The sequence below is a fragment of the Streptomyces glaucescens genome (genome assembly GCF_002154375.1).
Classification (GTDB): domain Bacteria; phylum Actinomycetota; class Actinomycetes; order Streptomycetales; family Streptomycetaceae; genus Streptomyces; species Streptomyces glaucescens.
Map to the genome: position 1 here is coordinate 1 of NZ_MUND01000360.1, position 26,769 is coordinate 26,769.

26 protein-coding genes are annotated in these 26,769 nt (G+C 72.5%); 2 read left to right on the forward strand and 24 right to left on the reverse strand.

From position 1 onward, the window contains the following. Nucleotides 1-277: 277 nt before the first annotated feature. From CCN42_RS23070 to CCN42_RS23150, 17 genes are all read right to left on the reverse strand, one after another. Nucleotides 278-835, reverse strand: a complete 558-nt coding sequence (locus CCN42_RS23070; RefSeq protein WP_086738433.1) for a TetR/AcrR family transcriptional regulator — start codon at nt 833-835, stop codon at nt 278-280. Between the two features lie 81 nt (nt 836-916). Beyond that, on the reverse strand, nt 917-1,759 hold the full coding sequence (gene whiG, locus CCN42_RS23075) for an RNA polymerase sigma factor WhiG (RefSeq protein WP_086169568.1): 843 nt from the start codon (nt 1,757-1,759) through the stop codon (nt 917-919). Nucleotides 1,760-2,029: 270 nt separating this feature from the next. After that, nucleotides 2,030-3,184, reverse strand: coding sequence for a DNA-processing protein DprA (gene dprA, locus CCN42_RS23080; RefSeq protein WP_086738435.1), 1,155 nt, complete (start codon nt 3,182-3,184; stop codon nt 2,030-2,032). Continuing rightward, complete coding sequence (locus CCN42_RS23085) at nt 3,181-4,806, reverse strand: YifB family Mg chelatase-like AAA ATPase (protein WP_086738438.1); 1,626 nt, start codon at nt 4,804-4,806, stop codon at nt 3,181-3,183. The genes dprA and CCN42_RS23085 overlap by 4 nt, the downstream gene beginning before the upstream one ends. Before the next feature lies 1 nt (nt 4,807). Further along, nucleotides 4,808-5,209 (reverse strand): YraN family protein, encoded by a 402-nt coding sequence (locus CCN42_RS23090; protein WP_086738440.1) that lies wholly within the window; start codon nt 5,207-5,209, stop codon nt 4,808-4,810. Nucleotides 5,210-5,309: 100 nt separating this feature from the next. Then, entirely contained in the window at nt 5,310-5,618 is a 309-nt protein-coding gene (locus CCN42_RS23095) for a DUF2469 domain-containing protein (protein WP_003965949.1), read from the reverse strand. 55 nt (nt 5,619-5,673) lie between these two features. Then, the gene (locus CCN42_RS23100; protein ID WP_086738443.1) at nt 5,674-6,201 is read right to left on the reverse strand and encodes an NUDIX hydrolase; all 528 of its coding nucleotides are present in this window, start codon (nt 6,199-6,201) and stop codon (nt 5,674-5,676) included. Continuing rightward, a complete protein-coding gene (lepB, locus tag CCN42_RS23105) occupies nt 6,191-6,961 on the reverse strand; it encodes a signal peptidase I (protein ID WP_086738445.1) in 771 nt (256 codons plus the stop codon). The genes CCN42_RS23100 and lepB (CCN42_RS23105) overlap by 11 nt, the downstream gene beginning before the upstream one ends. Nucleotides 6,962-7,036: 75 nt before the next feature. After that, complete coding sequence (gene lepB, locus CCN42_RS23110; protein ID WP_086738448.1) at nt 7,037-8,020, reverse strand: signal peptidase I; 984 nt, start codon at nt 8,018-8,020, stop codon at nt 7,037-7,039. After that, nucleotides 7,908-9,047, reverse strand: a complete 1,140-nt coding sequence (gene lepB, locus CCN42_RS23115; RefSeq protein WP_086169561.1) for a signal peptidase I — start codon at nt 9,045-9,047, stop codon at nt 7,908-7,910. Before lepB (CCN42_RS23115) ends, lepB (CCN42_RS23110) begins: the two co-directional genes overlap by 113 nt. After that, nucleotides 9,040-9,837: a signal peptidase I gene (gene lepB / locus CCN42_RS23120; protein ID WP_086738450.1), complete on the reverse strand. Its 798-nt coding sequence runs from the start codon at nt 9,835-9,837 to the stop codon at nt 9,040-9,042. The genes lepB (CCN42_RS23115) and lepB (CCN42_RS23120) overlap by 8 nt, the downstream gene beginning before the upstream one ends. A 60-nt stretch (nt 9,838-9,897) precedes the next feature. Continuing rightward, nucleotides 9,898-10,248: a 50S ribosomal protein L19 gene (gene rplS / locus CCN42_RS23125; protein WP_043504413.1), complete on the reverse strand. Its 351-nt coding sequence runs from the start codon at nt 10,246-10,248 to the stop codon at nt 9,898-9,900. 133 nt (nt 10,249-10,381) lie between these two features. Further along, a complete protein-coding gene (gene trmD, locus CCN42_RS23130) occupies nt 10,382-11,215 on the reverse strand; it encodes a tRNA (guanosine(37)-N1)-methyltransferase TrmD (protein WP_086738453.1) in 834 nt (277 codons plus the stop codon). Further along, nucleotides 11,215-11,772 (reverse strand): ribosome maturation factor RimM, encoded by a 558-nt coding sequence (gene rimM / locus CCN42_RS23135; protein ID WP_086738456.1) that lies wholly within the window; start codon nt 11,770-11,772, stop codon nt 11,215-11,217. Before rimM ends, trmD begins: the two co-directional genes overlap by 1 nt. 108 nt (nt 11,773-11,880) lie before the next feature. Further along, a complete protein-coding gene (locus CCN42_RS23140; RefSeq protein WP_030612780.1) occupies nt 11,881-12,120 on the reverse strand; it encodes an RNA-binding protein in 240 nt (79 codons plus the stop codon). A gap of 2 nt (nt 12,121-12,122) precedes the next feature. After that, on the reverse strand, nt 12,123-12,545 hold the full coding sequence (gene rpsP, locus CCN42_RS23145) for a 30S ribosomal protein S16 (RefSeq protein WP_043504409.1): 423 nt from the start codon (nt 12,543-12,545) through the stop codon (nt 12,123-12,125). 348 nt (nt 12,546-12,893) lie between these two features. After that, on the reverse strand, nt 12,894-13,499 hold the full coding sequence (locus CCN42_RS23150; protein ID WP_086169556.1) for a hypothetical protein: 606 nt from the start codon (nt 13,497-13,499) through the stop codon (nt 12,894-12,896). 542 nt (nt 13,500-14,041) lie between these two features. Here CCN42_RS23150 and CCN42_RS23155 point away from each other — a divergent pair. Next, nucleotides 14,042-14,911: a class I SAM-dependent methyltransferase gene (locus CCN42_RS23155; protein WP_086738458.1), complete on the forward strand. Its 870-nt coding sequence runs from the start codon at nt 14,042-14,044 to the stop codon at nt 14,909-14,911. Nucleotides 14,912-14,929: 18 nt separating this feature from the next. Here CCN42_RS23155 and ftsH read toward each other — a convergent pair whose 3' ends face one another. From ftsH to nsdA, 6 genes are all read right to left on the reverse strand, one after another. After that, nucleotides 14,930-16,873 (reverse strand): ATP-dependent zinc metalloprotease FtsH, encoded by a 1,944-nt coding sequence (gene ftsH / locus CCN42_RS23160; RefSeq protein WP_086738461.1) that lies wholly within the window; start codon nt 16,871-16,873, stop codon nt 14,930-14,932. Nucleotides 16,874-17,013: 140 nt separating this feature from the next. Beyond that, the gene (gene ffh, locus CCN42_RS23165; protein WP_086169553.1) at nt 17,014-18,567 is read right to left on the reverse strand and encodes a signal recognition particle protein; all 1,554 of its coding nucleotides are present in this window, start codon (nt 18,565-18,567) and stop codon (nt 17,014-17,016) included. Between the two features lie 108 nt (nt 18,568-18,675). Beyond that, nucleotides 18,676-21,144 (reverse strand): [protein-PII] uridylyltransferase, encoded by a 2,469-nt coding sequence (locus tag CCN42_RS23170; protein WP_086738463.1) that lies wholly within the window; start codon nt 21,142-21,144, stop codon nt 18,676-18,678. A 34-nt stretch (nt 21,145-21,178) separates the two neighbouring features. Beyond that, nucleotides 21,179-21,517, reverse strand: a complete 339-nt coding sequence (locus CCN42_RS23175; protein WP_043504401.1) for a P-II family nitrogen regulator — start codon at nt 21,515-21,517, stop codon at nt 21,179-21,181. After that, nucleotides 21,514-22,860, reverse strand: coding sequence for an ammonium transporter (locus CCN42_RS23180; protein WP_086169551.1), 1,347 nt, complete (start codon nt 22,858-22,860; stop codon nt 21,514-21,516). The genes CCN42_RS23175 and CCN42_RS23180 overlap by 4 nt, the downstream gene beginning before the upstream one ends. 321 nt (nt 22,861-23,181) lie before the next feature. After that, nucleotides 23,182-24,669: a transcriptional repressor NsdA gene (gene nsdA, locus CCN42_RS23185; RefSeq protein ID WP_086738466.1), complete on the reverse strand. Its 1,488-nt coding sequence runs from the start codon at nt 24,667-24,669 to the stop codon at nt 23,182-23,184. Between the two features lie 454 nt (nt 24,670-25,123). Between nsdA and CCN42_RS23190 the strand changes: the two genes are divergently transcribed. Continuing rightward, nucleotides 25,124-25,786, forward strand: coding sequence for a bifunctional DNA primase/polymerase (locus tag CCN42_RS23190; protein ID WP_086738469.1), 663 nt, complete (start codon nt 25,124-25,126; stop codon nt 25,784-25,786). 195 nt (nt 25,787-25,981) lie between these two features. On the opposite strand, the gene ftsY is transcribed toward CCN42_RS23190, so the two are convergent. Beyond that, nucleotides 25,982-26,769, reverse strand: a 788-nt coding sequence (ftsY, locus tag CCN42_RS23195) for a signal recognition particle-docking protein FtsY (protein WP_086738471.1), incomplete at its 5' end; no start/stop codon positions are given.

Consider the following 26,769-nt stretch of genomic DNA (forward strand, 5'->3'; position numbering starts at 1 on the left):
GGGGCGGCACGGGGGCGGCGGCACCCGGTGCGGCACGGGTGGGCGCCGCGGGCGCCTTTGCTCGAAGAGCGTGATCGCCCGCAGGCGCGTGCAGCCCGGTGCGGCACGGGTGGGCGCGCCGCGGGCGCCTCCGCCCGAGGAGCGCGGCCGGAAGCACCGCACCGCCGGCCTGCGCACCGCACCGCCGGCCTGCGCCGGCACCGGGCACGGCGAGCCCGGCCGCACCGCGGCCCCAGCCCGCCCCGGGAAACCCCGCAGGGCCATCCGCACCTCAAGGTCAGCCCCCGAGAACGCCCCGCAGAGCCATCCGTACCGCCGCGTCGGCGACGACCTCCGGCTCCTCGACCCCCAGCTCGATCCGCCGCACGGCCGCGTCCACGACCCCCTGCAGCATCATCGCCGCCAGCCGGGGCTCCGCGTGCCCCATCTCGCCCAGCACGCCCACGATCATCGCGACCAGCGCCCCGTGCGCGGCCCGGATCTTCTCCCGCGCCCCCGCGTCCAGCTCACTGGCCGAAATGGCCACCACGGCCCGGTGCCGCCGGTCCCCGACCAGCGTCAGCTGCCGCCGCACATACGCCTCGACCTTGGCCTCCGGCCCCTCCGCCACGGCCGTCGCCGCCTCGACCTCCGCCGCCCACACGGGGAAGTCGACCTCGCACAGCTCCTCGACCACCGCGGCCCGCGACCGGAAGTACTCGTACACGGAGGAGCGCGCCAGCCCCGTCCGCTCGGCGAGGGCCGGGAAGGTCAGCGCCTCCGTCCCGCCCTCGGACAACAGGGACCGCGCCGCGTCCAGCAGGGCGGCTCGCTGCATCGACCGGTGCTCGGCCACGGAGGCCGCTCGAATCCTTGGCACACCCTCACTTTACGGACCGGCCACCCCGGACGGGAGTGACCCGGCGTCACCGCCGCCTCATCGCCCGAATCCGGCCAGCTTCGCCCGCAGCTGGAGCACGGATTTGGTGTGGATCTGGCTGACCCGGCTCTCGGTCACCCCGAGCACGTTCCCGATCTCGGCGAGCGTCAGACCCTCGTAGTAGTAGAGCGTGACGACGGTCTTCTCCCGGTCCGGCAGCGTGTTGATCGCCCGTGCCAGGAACCGCCGCAGCTCCCGGTCCTCGGCCACCTCGACGGGGTTGTCCGCGGCGGTGTCCTCCAGCGTGTCCATGACGCTGAGCCCGTCCCCGCCCTCGCTCCCGACGTGCAGCAGCTCCTCCAGGGCCACCACGTTGGCCAGGGACAACTGGCTGAACACGGCGTGCAGTTCGTCGACGGCGATGCCCAGCTCGGCGGCCACCTCGCCCTCGCTGGGGGTGCGCCGCAGCCGCGCCTCCAGGGTGGCGTAGGCCCGCTCCACGTTGCGCGCCTTCTGCCGCACGGACCGCGGGATCCAGTCCAGCGCGCGCAGCTCGTCGATCATCGCGCCGCGGATCCGGGTGATGGCGTAGGTCTCGAACTTGATCTCCCGGTCGATGTCGAACTTCTCGATCGCGTCGATGAGCCCGAAGACCCCGGAGGACACGAAATCGGCCTGCTCCACATTGGGCGGCAGCCCCACGCTCACCCGCCCCGCCACGTACTTGACGAGCGGCGAGTAGTGGAGGATCAGCTGCTCGCGCAGCCGGTCGTCACCCGTGGCCTTGTACGACCGCCAGAGCTCGTCGAGCGTCGAGGGAGCGGGCGGCCGCACGCCGCCACCGTCGCGGGCGGCGGAGGGGATCGCCGCCCGGTCGGACCCGGAGGTGTGCTGGGGCATTCGTCGCCTTGTGCCGTTCTGCCGTGAAGGGTGGTACCTGGGTGAGCTGTCGCTCTGGGCTGGTGTTACCGGTCTGTGTCGGGATCCTCGTGAGCGTAGCGTGACTGAGCTGTCGCGGTGCGCGAACCCCGGAGCGCACGGGGGGCGCAGATACGTTCCGCTGCGCGCCCTTCCGGGGCATGGTCGTCGCTGTGCGTGACCGTCATATTCCTACAACTCCGTGAATTCCCAAGGCTGTAGGGGTTCCCCCGGACGGCCGAACACGCTGGGTCAGCAGGAGCCACGATCGCGCCGAACGGAGACCACCGCCTGGCGTGTCAACTTCCAGCCATCGCCGTGTCGTTCGACGTAACCAAGTGCTCGAAGCTCGTACAGCCTCGCGACCGCGTCGTCCTCCGTGGTCTGGGCGCCCCGGGCGATCTCCGCGGGCCGGGCCTCGCCCCGCCCCGGTAGCGCGGCCAGCACCTGGCGGGCGTCCGGTGCCAGCAGGTCCCTGGGGAGCACCGGGCCGCGCCGGTCCGGGGCCAGCCCCCCGATATCGCCGACCAGCTCCACGACCTCCGTGGCATCGGTGACCAGCACCGCCTCCCCGCGCAGCAGCTCGTGCACCCCCGCCGACAGGCCGCTGGTCGCCGGCCCGGGCACGCCCATGATGTGTCTGCCCAGCCGCTGGGCTGCTCGCGCGGTGACGAGCGAGCCGCTGCGGTGGGCGGCCTCGACGACCACGGTCCCCCGGGTGAGCGCGGCGATCACCCGGTTGCGGAGCACGAATCTGCTCGAGGTCGGATGCTCCCCGGGCGGCAGCTCGCCGAGCACCAGTCCCTGTTCGGCGATCCTGGTGATCAGCTCGGTGTGGCCGGGCGGATAGGGCCGGTCGACCCCGCACGCCAGAACGGCGACGGTGGCGCCGCCCGCGCCGAGGGCGCCCCGGTGGGCGGCTCCGTCGACGCCGTAGGCACCGCCGGAGACCACCACCCAGCCGCGCTCGGCGAGCCCCCCGGCGAGGTCGGCGGCCATGTGGGCGCCGTACTCGGTGCAGGCCCGCGCTCCCACCACGGCGACCGACCGCAGGGCCCACATGCGCAGGCTGGCCCGTCCGCGCACCCACAGCCCCAGCGGCCGGGCGTCCCCGAGATCGTCCAGCTGCCGGGGCCACTCGCCGTCCCCCGGCCCGAGGAACCGCACCCCGGCCGCCCGCGCGGCATCGAGGTCCCGCTCGGGCTCGGCCCGCAGCGCCCGCGCCCGCAACCCGTCCCACCGCCGCCCGCTCACCCCGGGCAGCGGTCTCCCCGGCCCCTTCAGCCGCCGCGCCACCTCCGCCACGCCGAGCTCCCGCACCCACCGTCCGGCGACCCCGTCGCCGGGTTCGACGACCCGGGTGAGGAAGACACGGGCCAGCAGGTCGGCGTCGGCGCCGCCGCTCATGTCAGTGCCCCGATCGCCATCGGCACCCCGCGGGGGACACCCGTGCGCAGCTGGAGGGCGAGGGTGACGTCGGTCGCGTCCGGCCGGTCGTGGCCGACCAGGTCCGCGACGGTCCAGGCGACCCGCAGGACCCGGTCGAGGCCGCGGGCGGTCAGCACCCCGCGCTCCAGATGGCGTTCCGCCTCGTCCATCGCGCCGCTCACCGCGTGCCAGCGGCTGCGCAGCTCCCGTCCGGGCACCTCGCTGTTCGTCCGCCACGGAGTACCCGCCAGCCGCGCCGCCGCTCTCTCCCGGGCCGCGCGCACCCGGCCGGCGACGGTCGCGGTGGACTCGCCCCGGGCGGCCAGGCCGGTCAGCTCCGCGCGGGAGACCCGGTCCACCTTCACCCGCAGGTCGACGCGGTCGAGGAGCGGCCCGGACAGCCTGGCCTGATAGCGGCGGATCGCGGACGGGGGACACTCGCACAGGTCGCCCGAGGCCGAGAAGCGTCCGCACGGGCACGGGTTCGCCGCGAGCACCATCAGGAACTTCGCGGGGAACCGCACCACCCCCGCGCTCCGGGCGATCACGACGTGCCCCGACTCCAGGGGCTGCCGCAGCGCGTCCAGGGCCTGGCTGCGGAACTCCGGGGCCTCGTCGAGGAACAGCACACCCCGGTGGGAGAGCGAGACCGCGCCGGGCCGGGCGACGCCGGCGCCGCCGCCGACGAGCGCCTGCATGGTGGCCGAGTGGTGCGGGGCGCAGTAGGGCGCGACGTCGACCAGGGGCTTGCCCGGGGGCAGCAGGCCCGCCACCGAGTGCACCGCCGTCACCTCCAGCGACTCCTCCCGGCCGAGCCGGGGCAGGATGCCGGGCAGCCGCTCCGCCAGCATCGTCTTGCCGGCGCCGGGCGGGCCCTCCAGGAACAGGTGGTGTCCGCCGGCGGCGGCGACCTCCACCGCCGTGCGCGCCGAGACCTGGCCCACGACGTCGGCGAGGTCGCAACCGTGCTCGTGCTGGGCGCCGCCCATGCTGTGGATGCCGGTGGCGGCTCCGGTGCCGGGCACGCGCAGTCCGGCGAGCAGCGGGTCGGGGCGGCCCGGTTCGTCCCGCTCCTCGTCCGGCACCGGTTCGTCCGCCAGGACGGCGATCAGCTGGCGCAGACTGCGTACGCCGAGTACCGACACGCCGGGGACCAGGGCGGCCTCGGCGGCCGCGCACTCCGGCACGACCACCTGTTCGTACCCGGCGTCGGCGGCGGCCAGCACGGCGGGCAGGATGCCGCGCACCGGGCGCACCCGGCCGTCCAGCCCCAGCTCGCCGATCATCACGATGTCGGCCAGGACCCGGGGGTCGATCCGCTCGGTCGCTCCGAGCACGGCTGCCGCCACGGCCAGGTCGAAACCGCTTCCGCTCTTCGGCACCGAGGCCGGGCTCAGACCCACCGTCAGCTTCTTCTGCGGCCACTCGCCCCCGGAGTTCGCCACCGCCGCCCGGACCCGGTCGCGGCTCTCCGTCAGGCTCTTGTCCGGCAGTCCGACCAGGGTGAACGCGGCGACTCCCGGCTCCAGGTCGGCCTGGACCTCCACGACGACGCCCTCGACGCCCACCAGGGCGACCGAGCAGGTGCGTGCGAATCCCATCTCAGGCCACCCCCCGGGCGTGCTCGACGACGGGCGCGCCCCGGTCTGGCAGGACCACGCCGACCAGGTCGATGCGGACCCCGCCGGGCGGCGCTCCTCCGTGTTCCTGCAGCCAGCGTTCGGCGAGCCGGCGCAGCCGGGTCGCCTTGGCCGGGGTGATCGCGGCCATGGGGTGCTGGAACCGCCCGGTCCTGCGGGTCTTCACCTCGCAGACCACGAGGACGTCGCCGTCCCGCGCCACGATGTCGATCTCACCGGTCCGTCCGGACCGCCAGTTGCGCTCCAGGACCGTCATGCCGGCGTCGGCCAGCCGCCGCGCGGCCAATTCCTCGCCGTACCTGCCGAGTGCGCTGCGCGCCAGATGCGTGTTCATGTCGGCACCACCTCCGGCGCCAACCGTCACGCATCCGCCGCCCCGAAGTGGATCTTGGTGGAGAACTCGGCGGCTGTGGACAACTCCGTCACCCGCACAGGTGCCGGTCACCCACCGAAGGCCGCCCCGATCACCCGCCCGGCAGCTCCAGGTCGCTCTTGTTCAGCTCCTCGATGTTCACGTCCTTGAACGTCAACACCCGAACCTGCTTCACGAACCGGGCCGGCCGGTACATGTCCCACACCCAGGCATCCGCCATGGACACCTCGAAGAACACCTCACCCTGGACCGAGTGCACCTGCATCTCGTAGTCGTTGGTCAGATAGAAGCGCCGCTCGGTCTCGATCACATACTTGAACAGACCGACGACATCGCGGTACTCCCGATAGAGCTTCAGCTCCATCTCGGTCTCGTACTTCTCGAGGTCCTCGGCGCTCATGGCAGTTCCCCTTCAGCCGTGCGATCCCACCATTGTGCGCCAGTCCCGCGAACCCCTAGACGATTTCCGTGTCGAGGATCTCCGGACGGGCGGGGGGACCTTCGTCGAGCAGCCTGCGCAGCAGCCCGGCGAGTCTGGTCGGATACACCGTCTCATGTGCCCGGGTCAGTTCCCGACACGTCCACCATCGCGCTCCGACGACGCTGCGCCGCTCCAGCTCGGTCAGCCCCGTGGCCCGGGTCGCCGTCTGGCGCGTACGGGCCAGGTAGTACCACTCGTCCTGGGTCCAGCGACGGCCGGCGAACGGGAAGGAGCACATCCGCCGCCACAGGACCGGGCCGAGCTCGACGTCCGTGATGCCCGTCTCCTCGGCGAGTTCCCGCAGCGCGGCCTGCTCACGGGTCTCGTCGCCCTCGACGCCGCCGCCCGGGGTGAACCACCAGTCGTCCGCCGGATCGCCGGGCTCGTGGCCGTGCAGCAGCAGGATGCGGTCCTCCGGGTCGAGCAGCACGACCCGGGCCACCTTGCGCACCTCGCCGGACAGCTCGCCGTACGCGCCCGGGTCTCTCGTCTCAGCGGGCACCGGCGGTCTCCGTCCGGGCCCGTGCCCGGGCCGCGCGCTGGGCCACCGGCCCGTAGGCGGCGCCGCCGAGCACCAGCACCGCGCCCCCGGCGATCAGCGCCACGATGATCCGCAGCGGCCCCGGCTCGGACAGCGTGCCGCCCAGCGCCTCGAAGCCGGCCGGGCGCGGCAGCATGCCGTCCATCGGCCACACCACGGCGTCGACCCGTGCGGAGACGGTGTCCCGCGCCACGGTGCCGCTCGCGGCGTCCGTCAGATGGGCGGTGGAGTCCAGCGAGCCGTGCCGCTCGTCACCGAGCAGGAACAGCCGCCCCTCGGGCACGGTGACCGTCGGGAAGCCGGCCGGCCCGGCCTGGCCGTCGGCCAGGTACGGCTCCTCGATCTGCTTGCCGTTGACCGTCAGCCGGCCCTCCTGGCAGCAGGCGACGGTGTCCCCGCCGACGGCCACCACACGCTTGATCATCGGCGCGTCGCCCCAGCCGGCGTCCTTGAAGACGACGACGTCACCGCGGCGTACCTCCGCGCCGTCGATCCGCTGGGCGAGGACCCGGTCGCCGGCCCCGATCGTCGGGGCCATCGACGTTGTCGGCACGGTGTACGGCCGGTAGACCACCGCGCCCCAGCCGAACGCGGCGAGGAACAGCACGAGGCCCAGCGCGACCGCCAGCCCGGACAGTCGCTGTCCGGTCCGGCCGCCCGCCGGGCCGCTGCCTGTGCCCCCGCTCCGCGGGGCCGTACGTGTCGCGCTCTCGCCGCCCATGGGTCCGCACCCTACCCGGCGGTACCCGCACCGGTCAGCCCTTCGCCGCCGCGGCGGCGAAGGCCCGGGCCGGTCTCAGCGGCCGTCGGTGGCGCTGTGCTTCTTCCGGCGCCACAGCGCCACCGGCACCACACCGGCCAGGGCGAGCGCCTGCGGCGCGGCCGTCAGGGCCGCGGCGGCCGACGCCTTGTCGTTCAGACCGGGCTGGTCGAAGGTGTCGGGAACCGGCAGGGTGCCCCAGCGGTTGATCGGCCAGGCCTTCACGACGGCCCGCCCGACGACCTCGTCCACCGGGACCATGCCCCGGTACTTGTCCGACTGGTTGTAGCGAGAGTCGCGCGAGTTCTGCCGGTGGTCGCCCATGACCCAGAGGTGGCCCTCGGGCACCTTCACCTTGAACTGGCCGCCGGTGTCGTCGACGCTGCACGGCGTGTTGCCGGGGTACACGTACGGCTCGTTCAGCGCCTTGCCGTTGACCTTCAGCGGCCCGGTGCCCTTGCACTCGACCGTGTCGCCGCCGACCCCGATGACCCGCTTGATCAGGTCCTTCTCCTCCGCGGACGGCATCAGGCCGATCCAGCTGAGGAAGGTCTGCAGAGCGTTGGGCTCGGGCGTCACCTCGCCCGCCAGCCACTGGTCCGGGTCGTGGAACACGACCACCTCGCCCCGCTCCGGCTCGGAGCCGAACCACGGGGTGAGCTTGTCGACGAGGACCCGGTCGCCCTTCTGCAGGAGGTTCTGCATCGAGTCGGAGGGGATCGAGAACGCCTGCACCAGGAACGTCTTGATCAGCAGCGCCAGCACCAGCGCGATACCGATCAGGATCGGCAGCTCCTTCCAGAAGGATCGCTGCTTCCTGGCGGGCGTGGCGGCGGAGCCGCCCGGCTCCTGGTCCCCGGCCCGGTCGTGTTCGTCGCTCACCCTGCCGTCCTCGGCCGTCGCTGTGTCACTCCCGGAGGCAACGGCGCTGTCCGCGGCCGGGCCGGCCGCTTCCACGGGGTGTCCGCGGTGCTCCTCGCCGTCGTGTCCGGACCGTGCGCCAACCGCCACATCCCCCACGCCAACTCCTTACTCTGTGCCGCCGCCTGCCCCATGTTCGGCGCAGGCCCACCACTCCCATAACGAGCGGGAGTTCCGCAGGGCTCGGGAGGTGGGTCATTGCGTTCGGATCCGACGCGCCCGGATCCAGGGGCTTCGGATCCGGCACGCTCGGAGCGTCGGAGGCAACCCTATGCGACACCTGGGCGGCCGCGGCCGAACCGGACGCCGGGTCGGACACGGAGGTGAAGGTTTTCGGTTCGTCCAGCGTGGTCCAGTGGTTGAACGGCCAGGCGATGACGATGGCCCGCCCGACCACCTGGTCCTCGGAGACCGTGCCGCCGTAGTCGGTGTCCTGGTGGGCCCGGGAGTCCGCGGAGTTGTCCCGGTGGTCGCCCATCACCCACAGGCGGCCCTCCGGCACGGTGACGTCGAACTCCGTGGTGGAGGGCGCGTTGCCGGGGTACAGGTAGTCCCCCTCGTTCAGGGGAACGCCGTTGACGGTGACCCTGCCTTGCGCGTCGCAGCACTTGACGCGGTCACCGCCGACCCCGACGACCCGCTTGATCAGGTCCTTCTCGTTGTCGGAGGGCAGCAGGCCGATGAAGGTGAGCCCCTCCTTGACCTGCTTGACGACGACGGGATCGTCCTTCTTCTGGGTGGGCTGCTCGTCCTGGAGCCAGCCGCCGGGGTCCTTGAAGACGACGACGTCGCCGCGCTCCGGCCGGGAGCCGAACCACGGCGTGAGCTTGTCCACCAGCACCCGGTCGCCGATCTGGATCGTCTGCTCCATGGAGCCGGAGGGGATGACGAAGGCCTGGACCAGGAACGTCTTCAGGACCAGGGCTATGAGGACGGCGACGCCGATGAGGAGCGGTATCTCCTTGATGGCCGACCGGCGTCGGCGGCGCTTGACCTTGCGCTGCAGCTTGCGCCGCTCCGCGCGGGTGCGTCCGCCGGACGGCCGGGAGGCGCGCCGGGTGCCGGTGGGCAGCAGGTCCTCGACGGGGCTGCTCGGCGTGCCGCGCGGTTTTCCGCGATTACCCATGGGCACCGCCCGCCGCGACAGAACCCCCCGGCACGCGCGCGTGCGCCGTCGGCGGGGCCGGCACCCGCACGTGGGCGTCCGCCGCCCCGGGAGCGCGCGTGGGGGCGTCCGCCGCCTCCGGTACGCGCGCGTAGACATCCGGCCGGTCCAGGCGCGTCAGGTGCCCGACGGGCCAGACGATCCAGTCCGCGCGGCCGATCACGTCGTCCACGGGGATCATGCCGCCGCCGGGTGAACCCAGGTGGTCGCGGGAGTCGCTGGAGGCGCTGCGGTGGTCACCGAGGACGAACAGCCGGCCCTCGGGCACGACGACGTCGAAGGGCACCGTCGACGCACGGTCGCCGGCGTGCAGGAACGCCGACTCGTCGACCGACCGGCCGTTCACCCGGAGCCTCCCCTCCTTGTCGCAGCAGACCACGCGGTCTCCCCCCACGCCCGCGACGCGCTTGATGTAGTCGGCGTCCCCGAAGTATCCGGTGCCGTCGAACACGACGACGTCGCCCCGCCGCGGCTCGGCTCCGAAACGGTACGCCAACTTATTTACGAGAACGCGGTCGCCGATCCTCAATCCGGGCTCCATGGATCCGCTGGGGATCTGGAACGGCTGCGCCACCAGAGTGTTGAGCAGCAGCAGGAAGAACAGGCAGACCAGCGCGGTCAGGGTGATCCGTCCGCCCGGCAGCCAGTCGGCGATCCGCGGCACCAACGCGAAACGCGACCGGCCCTCCGGGCCCGGCTGAGCGGGTTCGGAGGAGCGGTCGCGCTCCGTCGGCTGTGCTTCGGTGTCCATCGGGGCCAGATGCTATCCGGCCCCGCTGTGGACCCCACGGGGACGAGCCCCGGGAAGCGCTCAGTTCTCGCGCTTCTCCTTGATCTTCGCCGCCTTGCCGCGCAGCTCACGCAGGTAGTAGAGCTTGGCGCGACGGACGTCACCGCGGGTGACGAGCTCGATCTTCTCCACGATCGGGGTGTGCACCGGGAAGGTGCGCTCGACGCCGACGGAGAAGGAGACCTTGCGGACCGTGAAGGTCTCGCGCACGCCGGAACCCTGGCGACGGATCACCACGCCCTTGAACTGCTGCACACGGGAGCGGTTGCCCTCGATGACGCGGACGTGGACGTTGACGGTGTCACCCGGGCGGAAGGCCGGGATGTCGCTGCGCAGCGACGCGGAGTCGACGGAGTCGAGCAGGTGAGACATTTCGTCTGCTTTCTTCGCTGATGCCACAGGTCATCAACGGGAACTAGAGGTTCTGGGATGAGCCGTGCGCGTCGGGGCGGGCGTCGTGTCCCCCTGTGGCAGGGGCGCACGCCGGACGGCGCACAGCAGCGGCCTATTCTTCCACGCCGCTGGTCCTGCGCCAAAATCGGCCGTACGGCTCACCGTCCGGATCGGGCGCCCAGCCCAGGATGGAGAGCATCTCGCGGTCCTTCTTGTCGAACGCCTCGGGGTCGCAGCGTTCGATCAGGTCGGGCCGGTTGAGGGTCGTGCGCCGCAGCGCCTCGTCGCGCCGCCAGCGGGCGATCTTGCCGTGGTGCCCGCTGAGCAGCACCTCCGGGATCCCGCGGCCGCGCCACTCGGGCGGCTTGGTGTAGACGGGGCCCTCCAGGAGGCTCGCCATGGCGCCGGGCGCGAAGGAGTCGTCGCGGTGCGACTCGGCGTTGCCGAGGACGCCGGGCAGCAGCCGGGCGACGGCCTCCGTGACGACCAGGACGGCCGCCTCGCCGCCGGCCAGGACGTAGTCGCCGATGGACACCTCGTAGACCGGTATCCGGGTGGCGTACTCGTCGACGACCCGCCGGTCGATGCCCTCGTAGCGGGCCGGGGTGAAGATCAGCCAGGGCCGCTCGGACAGCTCGACGGCCAGCTCCTGGGTGAAGGGGCGGCCGCTGGGGGTGGGGACGATGAGTGCCGGGCCGTGCGAGCCGGTCTCGTAGCCGTCGGCCAGGACGGCGTCCAGGGCGTCGCCCCACGGGTCCGTCTTCATGACCATGCCGGGACCGCCGCCGTACGGGGTGTCGTCGACCGTGTTGTGCCGGTCGTACGTCCACTCCCGCAGATCGTGCACCCGCACGTCCAGCTGCCCGCGCGCGCGGGCCTTGCCGACGAGGGAGACGTTCAGCGGTTCCAGGTACTCGGGGAAGATCGTGACGACGTCGAGCCGCATCAGGCGTCGTCCCCGTCGGACTCGTCCCGGCTGGAGGCGATCTCCGCGCGGTCGTCGATCAGGCCGGGCGGCGGGTCGATGACGGCCCGCTGCTCCTCCAGGTCGATCTCGGTGACGATCTCCTCGACGAACGGGATCATCACCTCGCTGCCGTCGGGCCGCTCGACGATGAACAGGTCCTGGGTGGGCAGGTGCGAGATCTCGGTGATCCGGCCGACCTCCGCCCCGTCCGCGGTGACCACGTCGATGTCGATCAGCTGGTGGTCGTAGTACTCGTCCTCGCCCTCGGGGAGTTCCTCGGGGTCGACGTCGGCGATCAGCAGGGTGTTGCGCAGGGCCTCGGCGCCATTGCGGTCGGTGACGCCCTCGAAGCGCAGGAGGAGACGGCCGCTGTGGACACGGCCGGTGGCGATGGTGAGGGGCCCCGCGGAGGCGGGGTCGGTGGCGAGTACGGCGCCGGGGGCGAGCCGCAGTTCGGGCTCGTCGGTGCGGACCTCCACGGTGACCTCGCCCTTGATGCCGTGGGCGCGGCCGATCCGTGCGACTACCAGCTGCACTGTGCTTGCTCTCCTGTCGGAACGACTGCGAGCCGAAGGCGGCTCATACGACTGCGGGCCGGGGACGGCCCAGTGGCCCTCCCCGGCCCGAGCCGGTGCTGTGTTGCGTCAGCGGACGTCGTCCACGTCGACGAGGTCGACGCGGACACCGCGGCCGCCGATGGCGCCCACGACGGTCCGCAGGGCGCGTGCGGTGCGGCCGTTGCGGCCGATCACCTTGCCGAGGTCGTCGGGGTGGACCCGGACCTCGAGCACCCGTCCGCGGCGCAGGTTGCGCGAGGCGACCTGCACATCGTCAGGGTTGTCGACGATGCCCTTCACGAGGTGCTCGAGAGCCTCCTCGAGCATGCTCAGGCCTCGGTCGACTCGGAGGACTCGGCCGCGGCCTCGTCCTTCTTCTCAGCCTTCTTCTTCTGGGTGATGGCCTCACCCTTGCCCTCGTCGTCGCCGGCCAGGGCCTCGAACGACGGGCGCGCCTTCTTCGGCTCGGCGACGAGCAGCGGAGCCGGGGCGGGCTCGCCCTTGAACTTCTGCCAGTCACCGGTCTTCTTCAGGATGGCGAGAACCGGCTCGGTCGGCTGAGCGCCGACACCGAGCCAGTACGCCACACGCTCGGCGTCGACCTCGATGACCGACGGGTTGTACGTCGGGTGGTACTTGCCGATCTCCTCGATCGCACGGCCGTCACGGCGGGTGCGGGAGTCGGCGACGACGATGCGGTAGTGAGGCGAACGGATCTTGCCCAGACGCTTCAGCTTGATCTTGACTGCCACGGGAGTGGGTTCTCCTGGATTTGACGTGGTTGGGCACGGCGAGATTGCCGCGTGGGGTTGCGGTACCCGAGTGCCCGATGGACGCGTCAGCCGGAGGAGAGAGGGGTCCTGTGCGGCTGTCGAGTACAGCTAGCCATTCTGCCACACCCCGCGGGGCGCTTCCGACCGAGGGGCGCGCGGGCATGGGTAAGGAGCACCCGGCGCAGAGGTGAGACGGCGTCGGGTGCGCGGTGCGGCGCCGCGGGGCGCCTCCCCCGCTCCCCGAGCGGGGGACCCGCGCGCCGGCACCCCGCGTCGGCACCCCGGCACGAACCGCCCGCCGCCGGCATCCACGAGATGCCGGCGGCCTCAGCCCGCCGTGCCCGCGCCGACCACCTCGGGGATCCGGAACGGCTTGCCGCAGCCGCCGCAGACGATCGGGGCCTGCGCCAGGACCGACGGCACGACCCGGACGTTGCGTCCGCAGTCGCACACCGCCTTGACCCGCACGCCGCCGCCGGACGAGCCGTGGCGGGCGGCCGGGCCGCGGAAGCTGCGGGCGGTGTCGGCGGAGGTGGCCGCCGTGTGCGCCTTCAGGGCCCGCTGGAGGCGCTCGATCGTCGGGCGGTAGCGCCGCTTGGCCTCGGGGTTGAGCGTGACCAGCGAGAAGCCGCTGCTCGGGTGCGGCTCGTCGGGGTGGTCCAGGCCCAGTTCCTCGGCGATCGCGAGGAAACGGCGGTTGTGATAGCGGCCGGCGCGGGAGGTGTCGCGGATTCCGCGCGCGGCGGCGATGCCATGGACTGCCTCGTGCAGCAGTCGCTCGAAGGACAGCTCGTGTCCGCAGGCGGACGACGACTCTCCGATCAGGGACTCCGGCGCGGCGAGATCGGGCAGCTCGGGGTGGTGCCGCTGAATGTCGGCCCACGCCTGCGCCAGCTCCGCGGCGAGAACAGGTGGTGTCTGTGTCGTGCTCACGTAATGACAACGAGCCGGGGTGCCGCTGTGTTCCTATTCCGGGGCATCCCAAATAATTTGCACGTACCCGTCAGTTGCCACTCATGCGTCCTGACGAGGGCGGGTGCGCTGATCTGCGGAGAAGCCGCACAGCTCATCACAAGGTGGTACGTAGCCTGACGTACGCCCTGGCGCGTGCGCCCCGGAGTGCGCGCTGGGCCGCGCCTCGTCCGGGGAGGCGCAAGAGGTGTTTTCGGCCGAGTCCGCCCCACTTGGGTCAGCGTGCCCGGCCCCCGTGACGTTACCGGGTGCCCTTGCGGCGTCCCGCACCGCCCCACCTCCTCGACCACGGCGGACGCACCACCCGTCCGGCGCCGTGCCGCGCAGGTTGCCGGCAGATGAAATCTCGCCCCGGCGCGCGCGTGCGGCCAAGCCGCGGCCCCGTACCACTGGACGCCACCGCGAGCCCGGAGTTTCCTGGCATACGGGGGGCGACCGCGCGTCACGGGGGCTTCAGGAGAACGGGGACAGAGGCAACTCTCGGCGGAATGGGGCGCTTACATATGACACCTACGCTCGTGCGTCAGCACCCGCGCGCAGGGGACACCCCCGGCGTCGATCCGAGTGCACGCGCGCGTGACTGGTCCGAGATCCAGGAGCGGATGCTGGTGCCGCTCTACGAGGCGGTCCACGACCGACTGGACGTGGGCCCTGGCACCAGGCTGCTAGGCCTGGGCTGCGGCAGTGGCCTCGCCCTGCTGATGGCGGCCTCCAGAGGCGCCACCGTCACCGGTGTCGAGCCCTCCTCACCCGAACGGCTCACTCTCGCCCGGGACCGGCTCCACTCGCAGGTCACGGGCGCGCACACCGGTACAGACGCCGTCCTCGGCGACTCGCTCGGCGCACTCGACGTCCGCCGGGACGGATACGACCTCGTCACCGCCTTCGAGCCCATCGGATGCCGCGCGGGGGACTCGGACGGGCTCGCCGCGCTGCTCACGGCGGCGGCCCCGCGCGCCGCGCGCGGAGCGGCGGTGGTGCTGGCCGGCTGGGGGCCGCCCGAGCGCTGCGCCACCACCGGCGTGCTGCGGGTGGCCGACAAGCTCGCGGACCCGTCGCGCGGCGCGGGCCGCTGGCGCCCCGCCCTGCGCGACGACCTGGAGGAGGTCGCCGAACGCGCCGGGCTGCGCCCGGACGGCTCCGGGCGGGTCGCCTGCCCGTTCGGCTACGCCGACCTGGACAGCGCGGTGCGCGGACTGCTCTCCACCGGGCTGTTCGACGCGGCGGTCGACGCCACCGACCGGGCCCAGGTCGACACGGAGCTGCGGGAGGCCCTGCGCCCGTACCGCCGCCAGGACCGCACGGTGTGGATGCCGAACGTCTTCCGCTATCTGATCGCCCGGGTCCCTCAGCGCCTGTCCGGCAGGCCCTGAGAGCCAGGCCGCTTCGGCTCAGGCCTCGGTGTCGTCCTTGGCCAGCCGGGTGATGCCGGCGATCCGGTAGGCGTCCGCCTCGTCCAGCGTCTCGCGCTCCAGCAGGGCCGCCGCCAGCGCGTCCAGCTGTCCGCGGTGGTCGCGCAGCATGCGGCACGCCTCCTCGTAGCAGTCGTCCACGATGCGGCGCATCTCGCCGTCGATCACGTCCAGGGTCTGGGGCGCGGCGGCGAGGCCGTACGCCTGCTGGGCCTCGCCGGGGAGCGCGGAGAGCCGGCCGACCCGCTCGCTCATCCCCCAGCGGGCCACCATGCCGCGTGCGATGTTCGTGACCTGCTCCAGGTCGCTCTCCGAACCGGTGGTGATCACCCCGAAGACCACCTGCTCCGCGGCCATCCCGCCGAGCGCGCCGATGATCCTGCCGCGCAGGTACTCCTCGGTGTACGCGTACTTGTCCGCGTCCGGCGTCGACAGCGTCACCCCGAGCGCGCGCCCGCGGGGGACGATGGTGATCTTGCGGACCGGGTCGGCGCCCGGCTGGAGCATGCCCAGCAGGGCGTGCCCGCTCTCGTGGTACGCGGTCCGCCGGCGCTCCTCCAGCGGCATGACCAGGGACCTCTCGGCGCCCAGCTGGACCTTCTCCAGCGCCTCCGAGAGATCCGACCGCGTCACCCGCTCCTGCTGCCGCTTCACCGCGAGGAGCGCCGCCTCGTTGGCGAGGTTGGCCAGTTCGGCCCCGGTCATGCCCGGTGTCGTCCGGGCCACCTGGGCCAGGTCCACGTCGTCGGCCAGCGGGATCTCCCGGGTGTGGATGCGCAGGATCGCCTCGCGGCCGCCCCGGTCCGGCGGCGAGACGCTGACGACCCGGTCGAAACGGCCGGGCCGGGTCAGCGCCGGATCGAGGACGTCCGCGCGGTTGGTCGCCGCGATGACGATCACGCCCTCCGAGCCGGAGAAGCCGTCCATCTCGGTGAGGATCTGGTTCAGCGTCTGCTCGCGCTCGTCGTGGCCGCCCACCGCCGAGCCGCCGCCCCGCGCGCGGCCGATGGTGTCGATCTCGTCGATGAAGATGATCGACGGCGCCACCTTGCGGGACTCGGCGAACAGCTCCCGCACCCGCGAGGCGCCCACGCCCACGATCATCTCGATGAACTCGGAGGCCGACGCCGAGAAGAAGGGCACCCCCGCCTCTCCCGCCACCGCCCGCGCCAGCAGCGTCTTGCCGGTGCCGGGCGGGCCGGCGAGCAGCACGCCGCGCGGCATCCTGGCGCCCATCCGGCGGTAGGCGTCCGGGTTCTTCAGGAAGTCGACGACGTCGTTCAGCTCGCCCTCGACCTCGTCGATCCCCGCCACGTCCTCGAACGTCGTGCGCTTCTCCCCCGGCTCCAGCTCCACCGGCCTGGGCGGCTCCTTGCGCCCGAACATCGCGCCGGCACCGCCCATCCCCGCCCGCATCCGCCGCGCGATGAAGATCCACAGCACCACCAGGAGGAGCATGGGCGCCAGCGAGATCAGCAGGTTGGCGAGCAGGCTGCGCTGCTGGACGACCGGCTCGGCGGTGACGGTGACGTTGTTCCGGGTCAGGTCTTCCCAGAGCCGGTCGTCGGCGAAGGCGGGGCGCTGGGTCTTGAACTTGGTGTAGGTGCCGTCGCCGCCGGGCCGGTCGCGGGCGTTCTTCAGCTGGCCCTGGATGGCGTCGCCCTTGGAGTAGATCTTGCTGACGTTGCCGTCGTCGACCTGCCTGCTGAACTCGGTGTAGGAGATCGTCGGCTCGTCGCCGTCGCCGAAGAAGGACAGCACCAGGTTGGCGATCAGGAACACGATCAGCGCGGCGACGGCCAGGGTCCACCAGCCGCCGCGCATCCGCCGCCCACCGGACGGCGGCTTGGGCGGCTCCGCGGGGGTGCCCTCGGTGCGCCAGGGCTGGTCGGGAGACTTGCGCGGCGGCGCAGGGTTGGTCATATCGGGACGTTACGACAGGAAAGCCGCGCGAGCATGTGTGCGTACGGCGCATGTGCGTCCACGGCTCCCGGGGCGCGTACGACGCTGGGGGCGCCCCTTCGGCGAGGGGCGCCCCCAGTGGACGTACGGCCTGACGACGGTCAGCCCATGAACTTCTTGAACTCGTCCGGCAGCTCGAAGTCCTGGCCGGCCTGCTGGCCCGGCAGCCCGAACGCGCCGCCGTTCTGCGCGGCGGCCGCGCGGCGGGCCGCCTCCTCCTGCTCCTGCTGCTTGCGCTTCATCGGGTTGCCGGAGCGCTGCTTGCCCTTGGCCTTCTTCGGCTGCTTCTTGCTGCGGCCGGGGCCGCCGCCCATGCCCGGGATCCCCGGCATGCCCGGCATACCGCCGCCCTGCGCCATGCGGGACATCATCTTGCGGGCCTCGAAGAACCGCTCGACCAGGTTCTTCACCGCGCTGACATCGACACCGGAACCCTTGGCGATCCGGGCGCGGCGCGAGCCGTTGATGATCGTCGGGTCCTGGCGCTCGGCCGGGGTCATCGACTTGATGATCGCGGCGGTGCGGTCGACGTCCCGCTCGTCCAGGTTGTTGATCTGGTCCTTGATCTGGCCCATGCCCGGCAGCATCCCGAGCAGCTTGGAGATGGAGCCCATCTTCCGGACCTGCTCCATCTGGGACAGGAAGTCGTCGAGGGTGAACTCCTGGCCCTTCTTGGACGCCAGCTTGGAGGCCATCTTGGCGGCCTCTTCCTGGCTGAAGGTCTTCTCCGCCTGCTCGATCAGGGTGAGCAGGTCACCCATGTCGAGGATGCGGGAGGCCATCCGGTCCGGGTGGAACGCGTCGAACTCGTCGAGCTTCTCGCCGTTCGACGCGAACATGATCGGCTTGCCGGTGATCTGCCGGATCGACAGCGCGGCACCACCGCGCGCGTCGCCGTCGAGCTTGGAGAGCACCACGCCGTCGAAGCCGACGCCGTCACGGAAGGCCTCGGCGGTGTTGACGGCGTCCTGACCGATCATCGCGTCGACGACGAACAGGATCTCGTCGGGCGAGACGGCGTCCCGGATGTCGGCCGCCTGCTGCATCATCTCCTGGTCGATGCCCAGACGGCCGGCGGTGTCGACGATGACGATGTCGTGGACCTTCGACTTCGCGAAGTCGATGGAGTCCTTGGCGACCTTGACCGGGTCGCCGACGCCGTTGCCCGGCTCGGGCGCGTAGACCGCGACACCGGCGCGCTCGGCGACGACGCTGAGCTGGTTGACGGCGTTGGGGCGCTGGAGGTCACAGGCGACGAGCAGCGGCGAGTGGCCCTGCTCCTTGAGCCACCGGCCGAGCTTGCCCGCGAGGGTGGTCTTGCCGGCACCCTGCAGACCGGCCAGCATGATCACGGTCGGCGGCTGCTTGGCGAAGCGGAGCCGGCGGGTCTCGCCACCGAGGATGGTGACCAGCTCGTCGTTGACGATCTTGAGGACCTGCTGGGCCGGGTTCAGCGCCTTGGAGACCTCGGCGCCGAGCGCGCGCTCCTTGACGTTCTTGATGAACGTCCGGACGACCGGCAGGGCCACGTCCGCCTCGAGCAGCGCGATACGGATCTCGCGCGCGGTGGCGTCGATGTCCGCCTCGCTCAGACGCCCCTTGCCGCGCAGATTCTTGAAGGTCGCTGAAAGGCGGTCGGAGAGAGTATCGAACACGGCGGCGTCGGTCCTCGGAGTCGGGGGCAGTCTGAGCGTCTTCCAGGGTATCCGGCTTCGCAGGACAATCGTCCCCGCCCGCTCGAACCGGGGAGAATGCCCGCGCCGTCACCCCCGCAGCGCCTCCTCCAGTTTCCGCGCCACGGCCGCCGCCTCCGGGCCCGGCAGGGGTGCGCCCTGCGCCTGCGTCACGTAGAAGGCGTCGACGGCGTTGGCGCCCAGCGTGCTCACATGCGCGCTGCGCACCCGGACCCCCGCGTCCTCCAGCGCCCGTCCGATGCGGAACAGCAGGCCGGGCGCGTCCTGGGCGCGGACCTCGATGACCGTGGCGTGGCGGGAGGCGGCGGAGGCGACCGTCACCCGCGGCGGGGGCGCGACCACCCCGCGGCGGCGCGGGTAGGCGGCGTCCCGTTCCGCCAGCCGCCCGGCGATGTCCAGGGTGGCGTCCAGGGCCCGCACCAGGTCGGCGCGCAGCCGCGCGGCCTGGGGCAGGGAGCCGTACTCGGCCGCCACCCGCCAGTCCAGCAGCAGGACCGGGCCGCCGACGCCGTCCGGCAGGGGCATCGCGCGCAGCTCGGCCGTACGGACGGTCAGCCGGTGCATGGCGAGGACGCCGGCCACGGCGGGCAGCACGCCCGGCTGGTCGGGGACGGCGATGAGCAGTTCGACGCCCAGCGGCTCGGGCGCGCCCGGCGGCTCCTCCCCGGGCGGCGGGCCGGCCGGCGGTTCGGTCTGCGCGCGCAGTGCCAGCACGGGGCCGCCCGTGCGGTACGCCTCGACGGCGAGCCGCTCCTGCTCCGCGGTGGGCGCGGCGGCCTCGGGCTCCTCGGGATCGTCCCCGGCGAGCACGGCCGAGACCCGTTTGACGAGGTCGGCCACGAGCGAGCCGCGCCACGACGACCAGGCGGCGGGCCCGGTCGCCAGCGCGTCGGCCTCGGTGAGCGCGTGCAGCAGTTCGAGGGTGCTCTGGGTGCCGACGGCCTCGGCGACGGACCGCACGGTGGCGGGGTCGTCGAGGTCGCGGCGGGTGGCGGTCTCCACCAGGAGCAGGTGGTGGCGTACGAGGGTGCCGAGCACGGCGATGTCCTCGCGGTCGAAGCCGATCCGGCCCGCCACGTCGCGCGCGATGATCTCGCCGGCCACCGAGTGGTCGCCGGGCCAGCCCTTGCCGATGTCGTGCAGCAGCGCGGCGACCAGCAGCAGGTCGGGGCGGCTGACGCGGCGGGTGAACTCGGAGGCGCGGACGGCGGTCTCGATGAGGTGCCGGTCGACGGTCCACACGTGCACGGCGTTGCGCTGCGGACGGCAGCGCACCCGTTCCCAGTCGGGCAGCAGGCGGGTGATCAGCCCTTCGGCCTCCAGGGCCTCCCAGACCTCCACGGTCGGGCGACCGGATCCGAGCAGGGTCACAAGCTGTTCGCGCGCCTCGGCGGGCCAGGGGGTGGGCAGGGGTCGCACGGTGGCGGCGAGGCGCCGTACGGCGTGCAGGGAGAGCGGGAGTCCGGCCTGCGCGGCGGCGGCCGCGGCCCGCAGAGGGAGCACGGGGTCGCGTTCGGGGCGCGCGGTGCGGGCGAGCACCACCTCGCCGTCCTGTTCCACCACGCCTTCGGCCAGCGGCGACCGCTCGGCGGCCGGTTTGCCGCCGCCCAGCATGGCGCGCAGCCGGGGCCGGACGGCGCGCGAACGCAGCACGCGCCCCACCTCGCGCCAGGTGACATCACTGGCGTACGCGATCACCCGCGCCGCCTCGTAGACCTGCCGCAGCAGCGTGTCGGCGTCCAGCAGCCCCAGCTCGGCCGCGACCTGGTCCTGCTCCTGGAGGGAGAGGCGGTCGGTGGCGCGGCCGGTGGTCAGGTGCAGGGCGTCCCGGACGTCGAGGAGGCGGCGGCGGGCGTCGTCGAGGCCTTCGCGCGGGGCGTCGGCCAGCCAGGACGCGGCGACGGCACGCAGCGCGGTGGCGTCCCTGAGGCCGCCGCGGGCCTCCTTGAGGTCGGGTTCCAGCAGGAACTGCAGCTCGCCCTGGCGCTCGGCGCGCTCGGCGCACAGCTCCTGGAGTTCGGGGAGGCGCCTGGGTGCCTGGTTGCGCCAGTCGGCGAGGACGGCCGTGCGCAGTCCGGCCGTCAGGGCGAGATCGCCGGCGAGGTGCCGGGCGTCCAGCAGGCCGAGCTGGACCTTCAGATCCTCCGCGGCGGTCCGGCGGGCCTCGGCCGGGGTGCGCACCGAGTGGTCGAGCGCGAGGCCGAGGTCCCAGACGGGGTACCAGAGGCGGTCGGCGAGGGCGGCGATCGCGTCGGCGTCGCCGCCGTCGTGGAGCAGCAGCAGGTCGAGGTCGCTGCGCGGGGACAGCTCCCCGCGGCCGTAGCCGCCGACGGCGACGAGCGAGACGCCCTTCAGCCCGCCGCCCGCCGCGGCTCCGGCCTCGAACAGGGCCGCGAGCCAGTCGTCGGTCAGCTCGGCGAGGGCGGCACGGCGCGGCGGCCCGGACCGCGTCCCCTCGGTGAGGAGGCGCAGCCGGGCCGCCGCGTAGCCGCTGGGTCCCGAATCCTCTGCTTCCGTGTGTGCGTCCGTACTCGTCACCCAGCGACTCCTGTTCTCTTCGGCCGGTGCCTCGTCAGAGGGCGTCCGGCCCGCGCTCGCCGGTGCGGACCCGGACGGCCGTGTCGACCGGGAGGGACCAGACCTTGCCGTCACCGATCTTGCCGGTGCGGGCCGCCTTGACGATGACCTCGATCAGCTGTTCGGCGTCGTCGTCCTCGGCCAGCACCTCGATGCGGATCTTGGGGACCAGGTCGACGGTGTACTCGGCGCCGCGGTAGACCTCGGTGTGGCCGCGCTGGCGACCGTAGCCGCTGGCCTCGGTGACCGTCAGGCCGTGCACGCCGAAGGCCTGGAGGGCTTCCTTGATCTCGTCGAGCCGGTGGGGCTTCACGACGGCGGTGATGAGCTTCATGCGTCCACCTTCTTGGACTCGGCCGGGGCGGTGACCGGGGCGGCGGGCACGGAGGCGGAGCGGGAGGTGCCGCCGCCGGCGCCGCTGAAGTCGTATGCGGTCTCGGCGTGCTCGGCCTGGTCGATGCCGGCCACCTCGTCGTCCTCGGGGACCCGCATGCCGATGGTCTTGTCGAGGACGAAGGCGAGGATCGCGGAGACGACCAGGGAGTAGGCGAGGACCGCGAAGACACCGGCGGCCTGCTTGCCGAGCTGGCTCGCGTCACCGCCGTAGAAGAGGCCCTTGACGTCGGACTGGCCCTCGCCGGAGGCGAAGAAGCCGACGAGCAGGGAGCCGACGATGCCACCGACGAGGTGGACGCCGACCACGTCGAGGGAGTCGTCGTAGCCCAGCTTGTACTTCAGGCCGACGGCCATGGCGCACAGCAGACCGGCGACGGCGCCGACGGCGATCGCGCCGAGCGGGTCGACCGCGCCACCGGCCGGAGTGATGGCGACCAGACCGGCGACGGCACCGGAGGCGGCGCCCAGCGTGGTGAAGGCTCCGTGGCGCAGCTTCTCGTAGATCAGCCAGGCGAGCATCGCGGCGGCGGTGGCGACCTGGGTGTTGACGAACATCAGGGAGCCGACGCCGTCGTCGTTGCCGAGCCAGGAGCCCGCGTTGAAGCCGAACCAGCCGAACCACAGCAGACCGGCGCCGAGCATGACCAGCGGCAGGCTGTGCGGGCGCATCGGGTCCTTCTTGAAGCCGACCCGCTTGCCGATGACCAGGATCACGCCGAGCGCGGCGGCACCGGCGTTGATGTGCACGGCCGTACCGCCGGCGAAGTCGATCACGCCCAGTTCGAAGGCCCAGCCGCCGGTGCCCCAGACCCAGTGGGCGACGGGGAAGTAGACGACGGTGGCCCACAGGGCGATGAACAGGGCCCAGGCGGTGAACTTCACCCGGTCGGCGAGGGCGCCGCTGATCAGGGCCGGGGTGATGATCGCGAACATCAGCTGGAAGACGGCGAAGACGAGGACCGGGATGGTGTAGCCGTCCCAGATCGCGTCCTTGTCGATGCCGGTGAAGCCGACGTAGTCCGAGTTCCAGGCGAAGATGCCGCCGGAGTCGTTGCCGAAGGCCATGGAGAAGCCGTACAGCACCCACAGGATGGTGACGATCCCCAGGCTGATGAAGCTCATCATCAGCATGTTCAGGGTGCTCTTGACCCGGACCATGCCTCCGTAGAAGAAGGCCAGGGCCGGGGTCATCAGCATCACCAGGGCGGAACAGATGAGCATGAAGCCTGTGTTGGCGGCAGAGATCTGCGTCTCTGCGGCAAGCGTGATGGCTGGTGCCATCGGCGTCTCCTCGTCGTTGGATACGGCCCCGTGCGGGCGAAGCCTGGAGCGGATTGAGGGGTGGGCCGGTTATGCGCCACGAGATTGGCGCAGCGCGGTTTCGGTGGAAGCCCCTCGTTGTTTCGCCGCCGTGACGAAGGCGCCATGCGTGTTACGCGTCGATGAATTGCCGGATCTCGGGCCGCGCGATCGTTATCGTGGCGCAACCTTCCCGCGAAAAGAGAAACCGGCCGCGGGCGGCCTTCCGATGACCTGGCATGGGGGAGCCGAGTCGGGCAGTTCGGGAGGGCCGGCCGCGGCCGGGGCCTGGGATTTCGGGGTTCAGACCGCCTCGGCGGCCTCGGGCAGCTCCGCCGCGAGCTTGTCGGTGAGGTCGACGACCTCGGCGAGATCACCGAAGTCGCGGGCGGCGGTGTCGACGGTCTTTCGGATACGAGTGTTGACCCGCTCGGAACGGATCTTCCGGGCGACCCGCATGGCCTGTCCGGCGTAGTCGGCGCTCTGCTCGGGCTCGCGCTGGAGGAGGTGGACGGAGGCCATGCCGATCAGGTTGAGCGCGTAGGACCGCTGGTGCTCGCAGTCCTGGGCGAACAGCTCGACGGCCCGTCGCATCAGGGGTTCGGCGAGGGAGGCGTAGGTGGGGCTGCGGCCGGCGACGTAGGCGAGGTCGCGGTAGGCGTGGCTGTTCTCGCCGTACAGCTCGGCCTCGGAGAAGAAGCGGATCCAGTCGGGGTCCGGCTCGTCCCAGTCCTCTGCATCGGCGAAGACGTCCTCGGCCATGCGCACGGCCCGTTTGGTCTTGCCGGGCTGGCCCATGTTGGCGTAGGCGCGGGCCTCCATCGCATACAGCATGGCCTGGGTGCGCGGGCTCGCGCAGTCGCGGCTTCCGTACTGGGCGAGGTGGATCAGTTCCAGGGCGTCGTCGGGCCGGCCGAGGTGGATCATCTGGCGGCTCATGCTGGAGAGGATGTACGAACCGAGGGGGCGGTCGCCTGCCTCCTTGGCGGCGTGCAGGGCGAGCACGAAGTACTTCTGCGCGGTGGGCTGGAGCCCCACGTCGTAGCTCATCCACCCGGCCAGTTCGGCCAGTTCGGCGGCGACCTTGAACAGCTTGCGGGTGGTGGCCTCCGGCTGCGGCTCCTGGAGCAGGTCGGTGACCTCGTGCAGCTGGCCGACGACGGCCTTGCGCCGCAGTCCGCCGCCGCACTGGGCGTCCCACTGCCGGAACATCACGGTGGTGGACTCCAGCAGGTCCAGCTCCGGCCTGGAGAGCCGCCCCCGCGCGCGGGCGGCGGGCGCGGACTGGGGCTCCGGCGGCGTCGGGAGCCTGGGCGAGGACGGTGCGGGGACCAGCCAGCGCTGCATGGGCTCGATGAGGGCCGGGCCCGCGGACAGGGCCAGCGAGGTTCCGAGGAAGCCGCGCCGCGCCAGCATCAGGTCGCTGCGCGAGAACTCGCTGAGCAGTGCCACCGTCTGCGGGCCCGTCCAGGGCATGTCGACTCCGGACGCGGAGGGTGCCGGGCGGGCGGTGCGCAGGCCCAGGTCCTCGACGGAGACGACGCAGCCGAACCGCTCGGAGAACAGCTCGGAGAGGATCCGGGGGATCGGTTCGCGCGGGTTCTCCCCGTCGAGCCAGCGCCGGACCCGGGAGGTGTCCGTCGAGATGTGGTTGGCGCCCAACTGGCGTGCGCGGCGGTTGACCTGCCGGGCCAGCTCGCCCTTGGACCAGCCGCTGCGCACGAACCATGAGCCCAACAGCTCGTTCGGGCGCTTCTCAGCGTTCGTCCCGCCTCCGCCGTTGCCGCCCACTGGAACGCCCCCATCCCTCAGACCGCTTGTCATCGAGTGCGCCAAGCCCTATCAGAATGCCCGTCAGGCGCGCCGTCCGTCCCGGAGTTGTCACTCTCCGAACGGGGAACCGACTTGCCTCCGGCATACCCACCGGTGCATGTGCCCCGCCTGCCGTGCACACACAGTAATCCCGTGATCACCCGTTCAGCCATGGCGATTCGGCAATCGCCACCATTCGCCACCCCTTCGGATGAACTCACGGTGGCCTCCACACGATTCACTTGACACAGGACAGCCGGACATGGGCGGGCGGAAGCACGCCAGGGCGCGCGCGGCCGAACGCACCACCCGGCGCGCTTCCGAGCGCCGAGTGCACCGTGCCCCACCGGGCAACCCGGTAAGGGTGGTCACGTTCCGCATCCGTCTCGATCCGCGCCGTAACCACCCGCGCGGCGGACCCGTTGGAGGGGGTATGGGCTTCACGATCGGCAGCAGTCGGGGAATCCGCGACATCCGGACCGGCGCGCGCCGCCGCGGCCGCTCGTCGGAGTGCACCGCCGTGGCCGAGTACACCGGGCTGTGGGGCTGGGACGTCGTGCCGGGCGCGCGGGCCGCCGCGGGCCTGTGCTCCTGCGGCCGCCCCGACTGCCGGGCGCCGGGCGCGCATCCGCTGCACTTCGCCTCCCGGGTGCCCGCCGGTGCGACGCTGGACCAGGTGACGGACGCCTGGGCTCAGTTCCCGGGCGCGGCGGTGATGCTGCCGGTCGGCCGGGCTTTCGACGTGATCGAGGTGGCCGAGCCGGCCGGGTGGCACGCCCTGGTCCGGCTGGAGCGCATGGGTCTTCCGCTCGGCCCGGTGACCGCCACCCCGGACGGGCGCGCCCAGTTCTTCGTCGCCCCCGGCGCCGCCGCCGAGCTTCCCGCGCTCCTCTACCGCATGGGCTGGGACGACCCGGCCCTCGACCTGCGCGGCCTCGGCCCGGGTACGTACATCACGGCGCCGCCCTCCGACCGCGGCGGTCTGGGCCCGGTGCGCTGGCTGCGCTCCCCCGCCCTGGACTCGGCGAGCCGCCCGCCGGAGGCGCGGCTGCTGCTGGGCACGCTGGCGTACGTGGCGCACCGGTCGCGCGCGTAGAGACGGCGAGACACGCCCGCAGTACCGAGACACACCCGCAGTACGACGAAGCGCCCGCTCCCTCCTGCACCAGGGGGGCGGGCGCTTCGTGGCACCTGCGGTTCGGGGAGGTGGCACCTCCGGTACGCGTTCCGAGAGGTGGCACCTCCGGTACGCGTTCCGAGAGATGGCACCTCCGGATCCTGGGACGTGCCGTCACTCTCCGATGAGCGCGTCCACGAACGCCTCCGGTTCGAACGGCGCGAGGTCGTCCGCGCCCTCGCCGAGACCGACGAGCTTGACCGGGACGCCCAGCTCGCGCTGAACGGCGACGACGATGCCGCCCTTGGCGGTGCCGTCGAGCTTGGTGAGCACGATGCCGGTGATGTCGACGACCTCGGCGAACACCCGGGCCTGCACCAGACCGTTCTGGCCGGTGGTGGCGTCGAGGACGAGCAGCACCTCGTCGAGCGGCGCGTGCTTCTCGACGACGCGCTTGACCTTGCCCAGCTCGTCCATGAGGCCGGTCTTGGTGTGGAGGCGGCCGGCGGTGTCGATGAGGACCACGTCCGCGCCGATCTCCTTGCCCTCCTTCACCGCGTCGAACGCGACCGAGGCCGGGTCGCCGGCCTCGGGGCCGCGCACGGTGTGGGCGCCGACGCGCTCGCCCCAGGTCTGGAGCTGGTCGGCGGCGGCGGCGCGGAAGGTGTCGGCGGCGCCGAGGACGACGCTGTTGCCGTCGGCGACCAGGACCCGGGCGAGCTTGCCGGTGGTGGTGGTCTTGCCGGTGCCGTTGACGCCGACGACCATCACGATGCCGGGCTTGCGGCCCTCGGGCTCGGTCCTCACGGTGCGGTCGAAGTCGGTGCCGATCAGGGTGAGCAGCTCGTCGCGCAGCAGGGCGCGCAGCTCGTGAGGGGTGCGGGTGCCGAGCACCTTCACCCGCTCGCGCAGCCGCTCGACCAGCTCCTGGGTGGGCTGGACGCCGACGTCGGCGGTGAGCA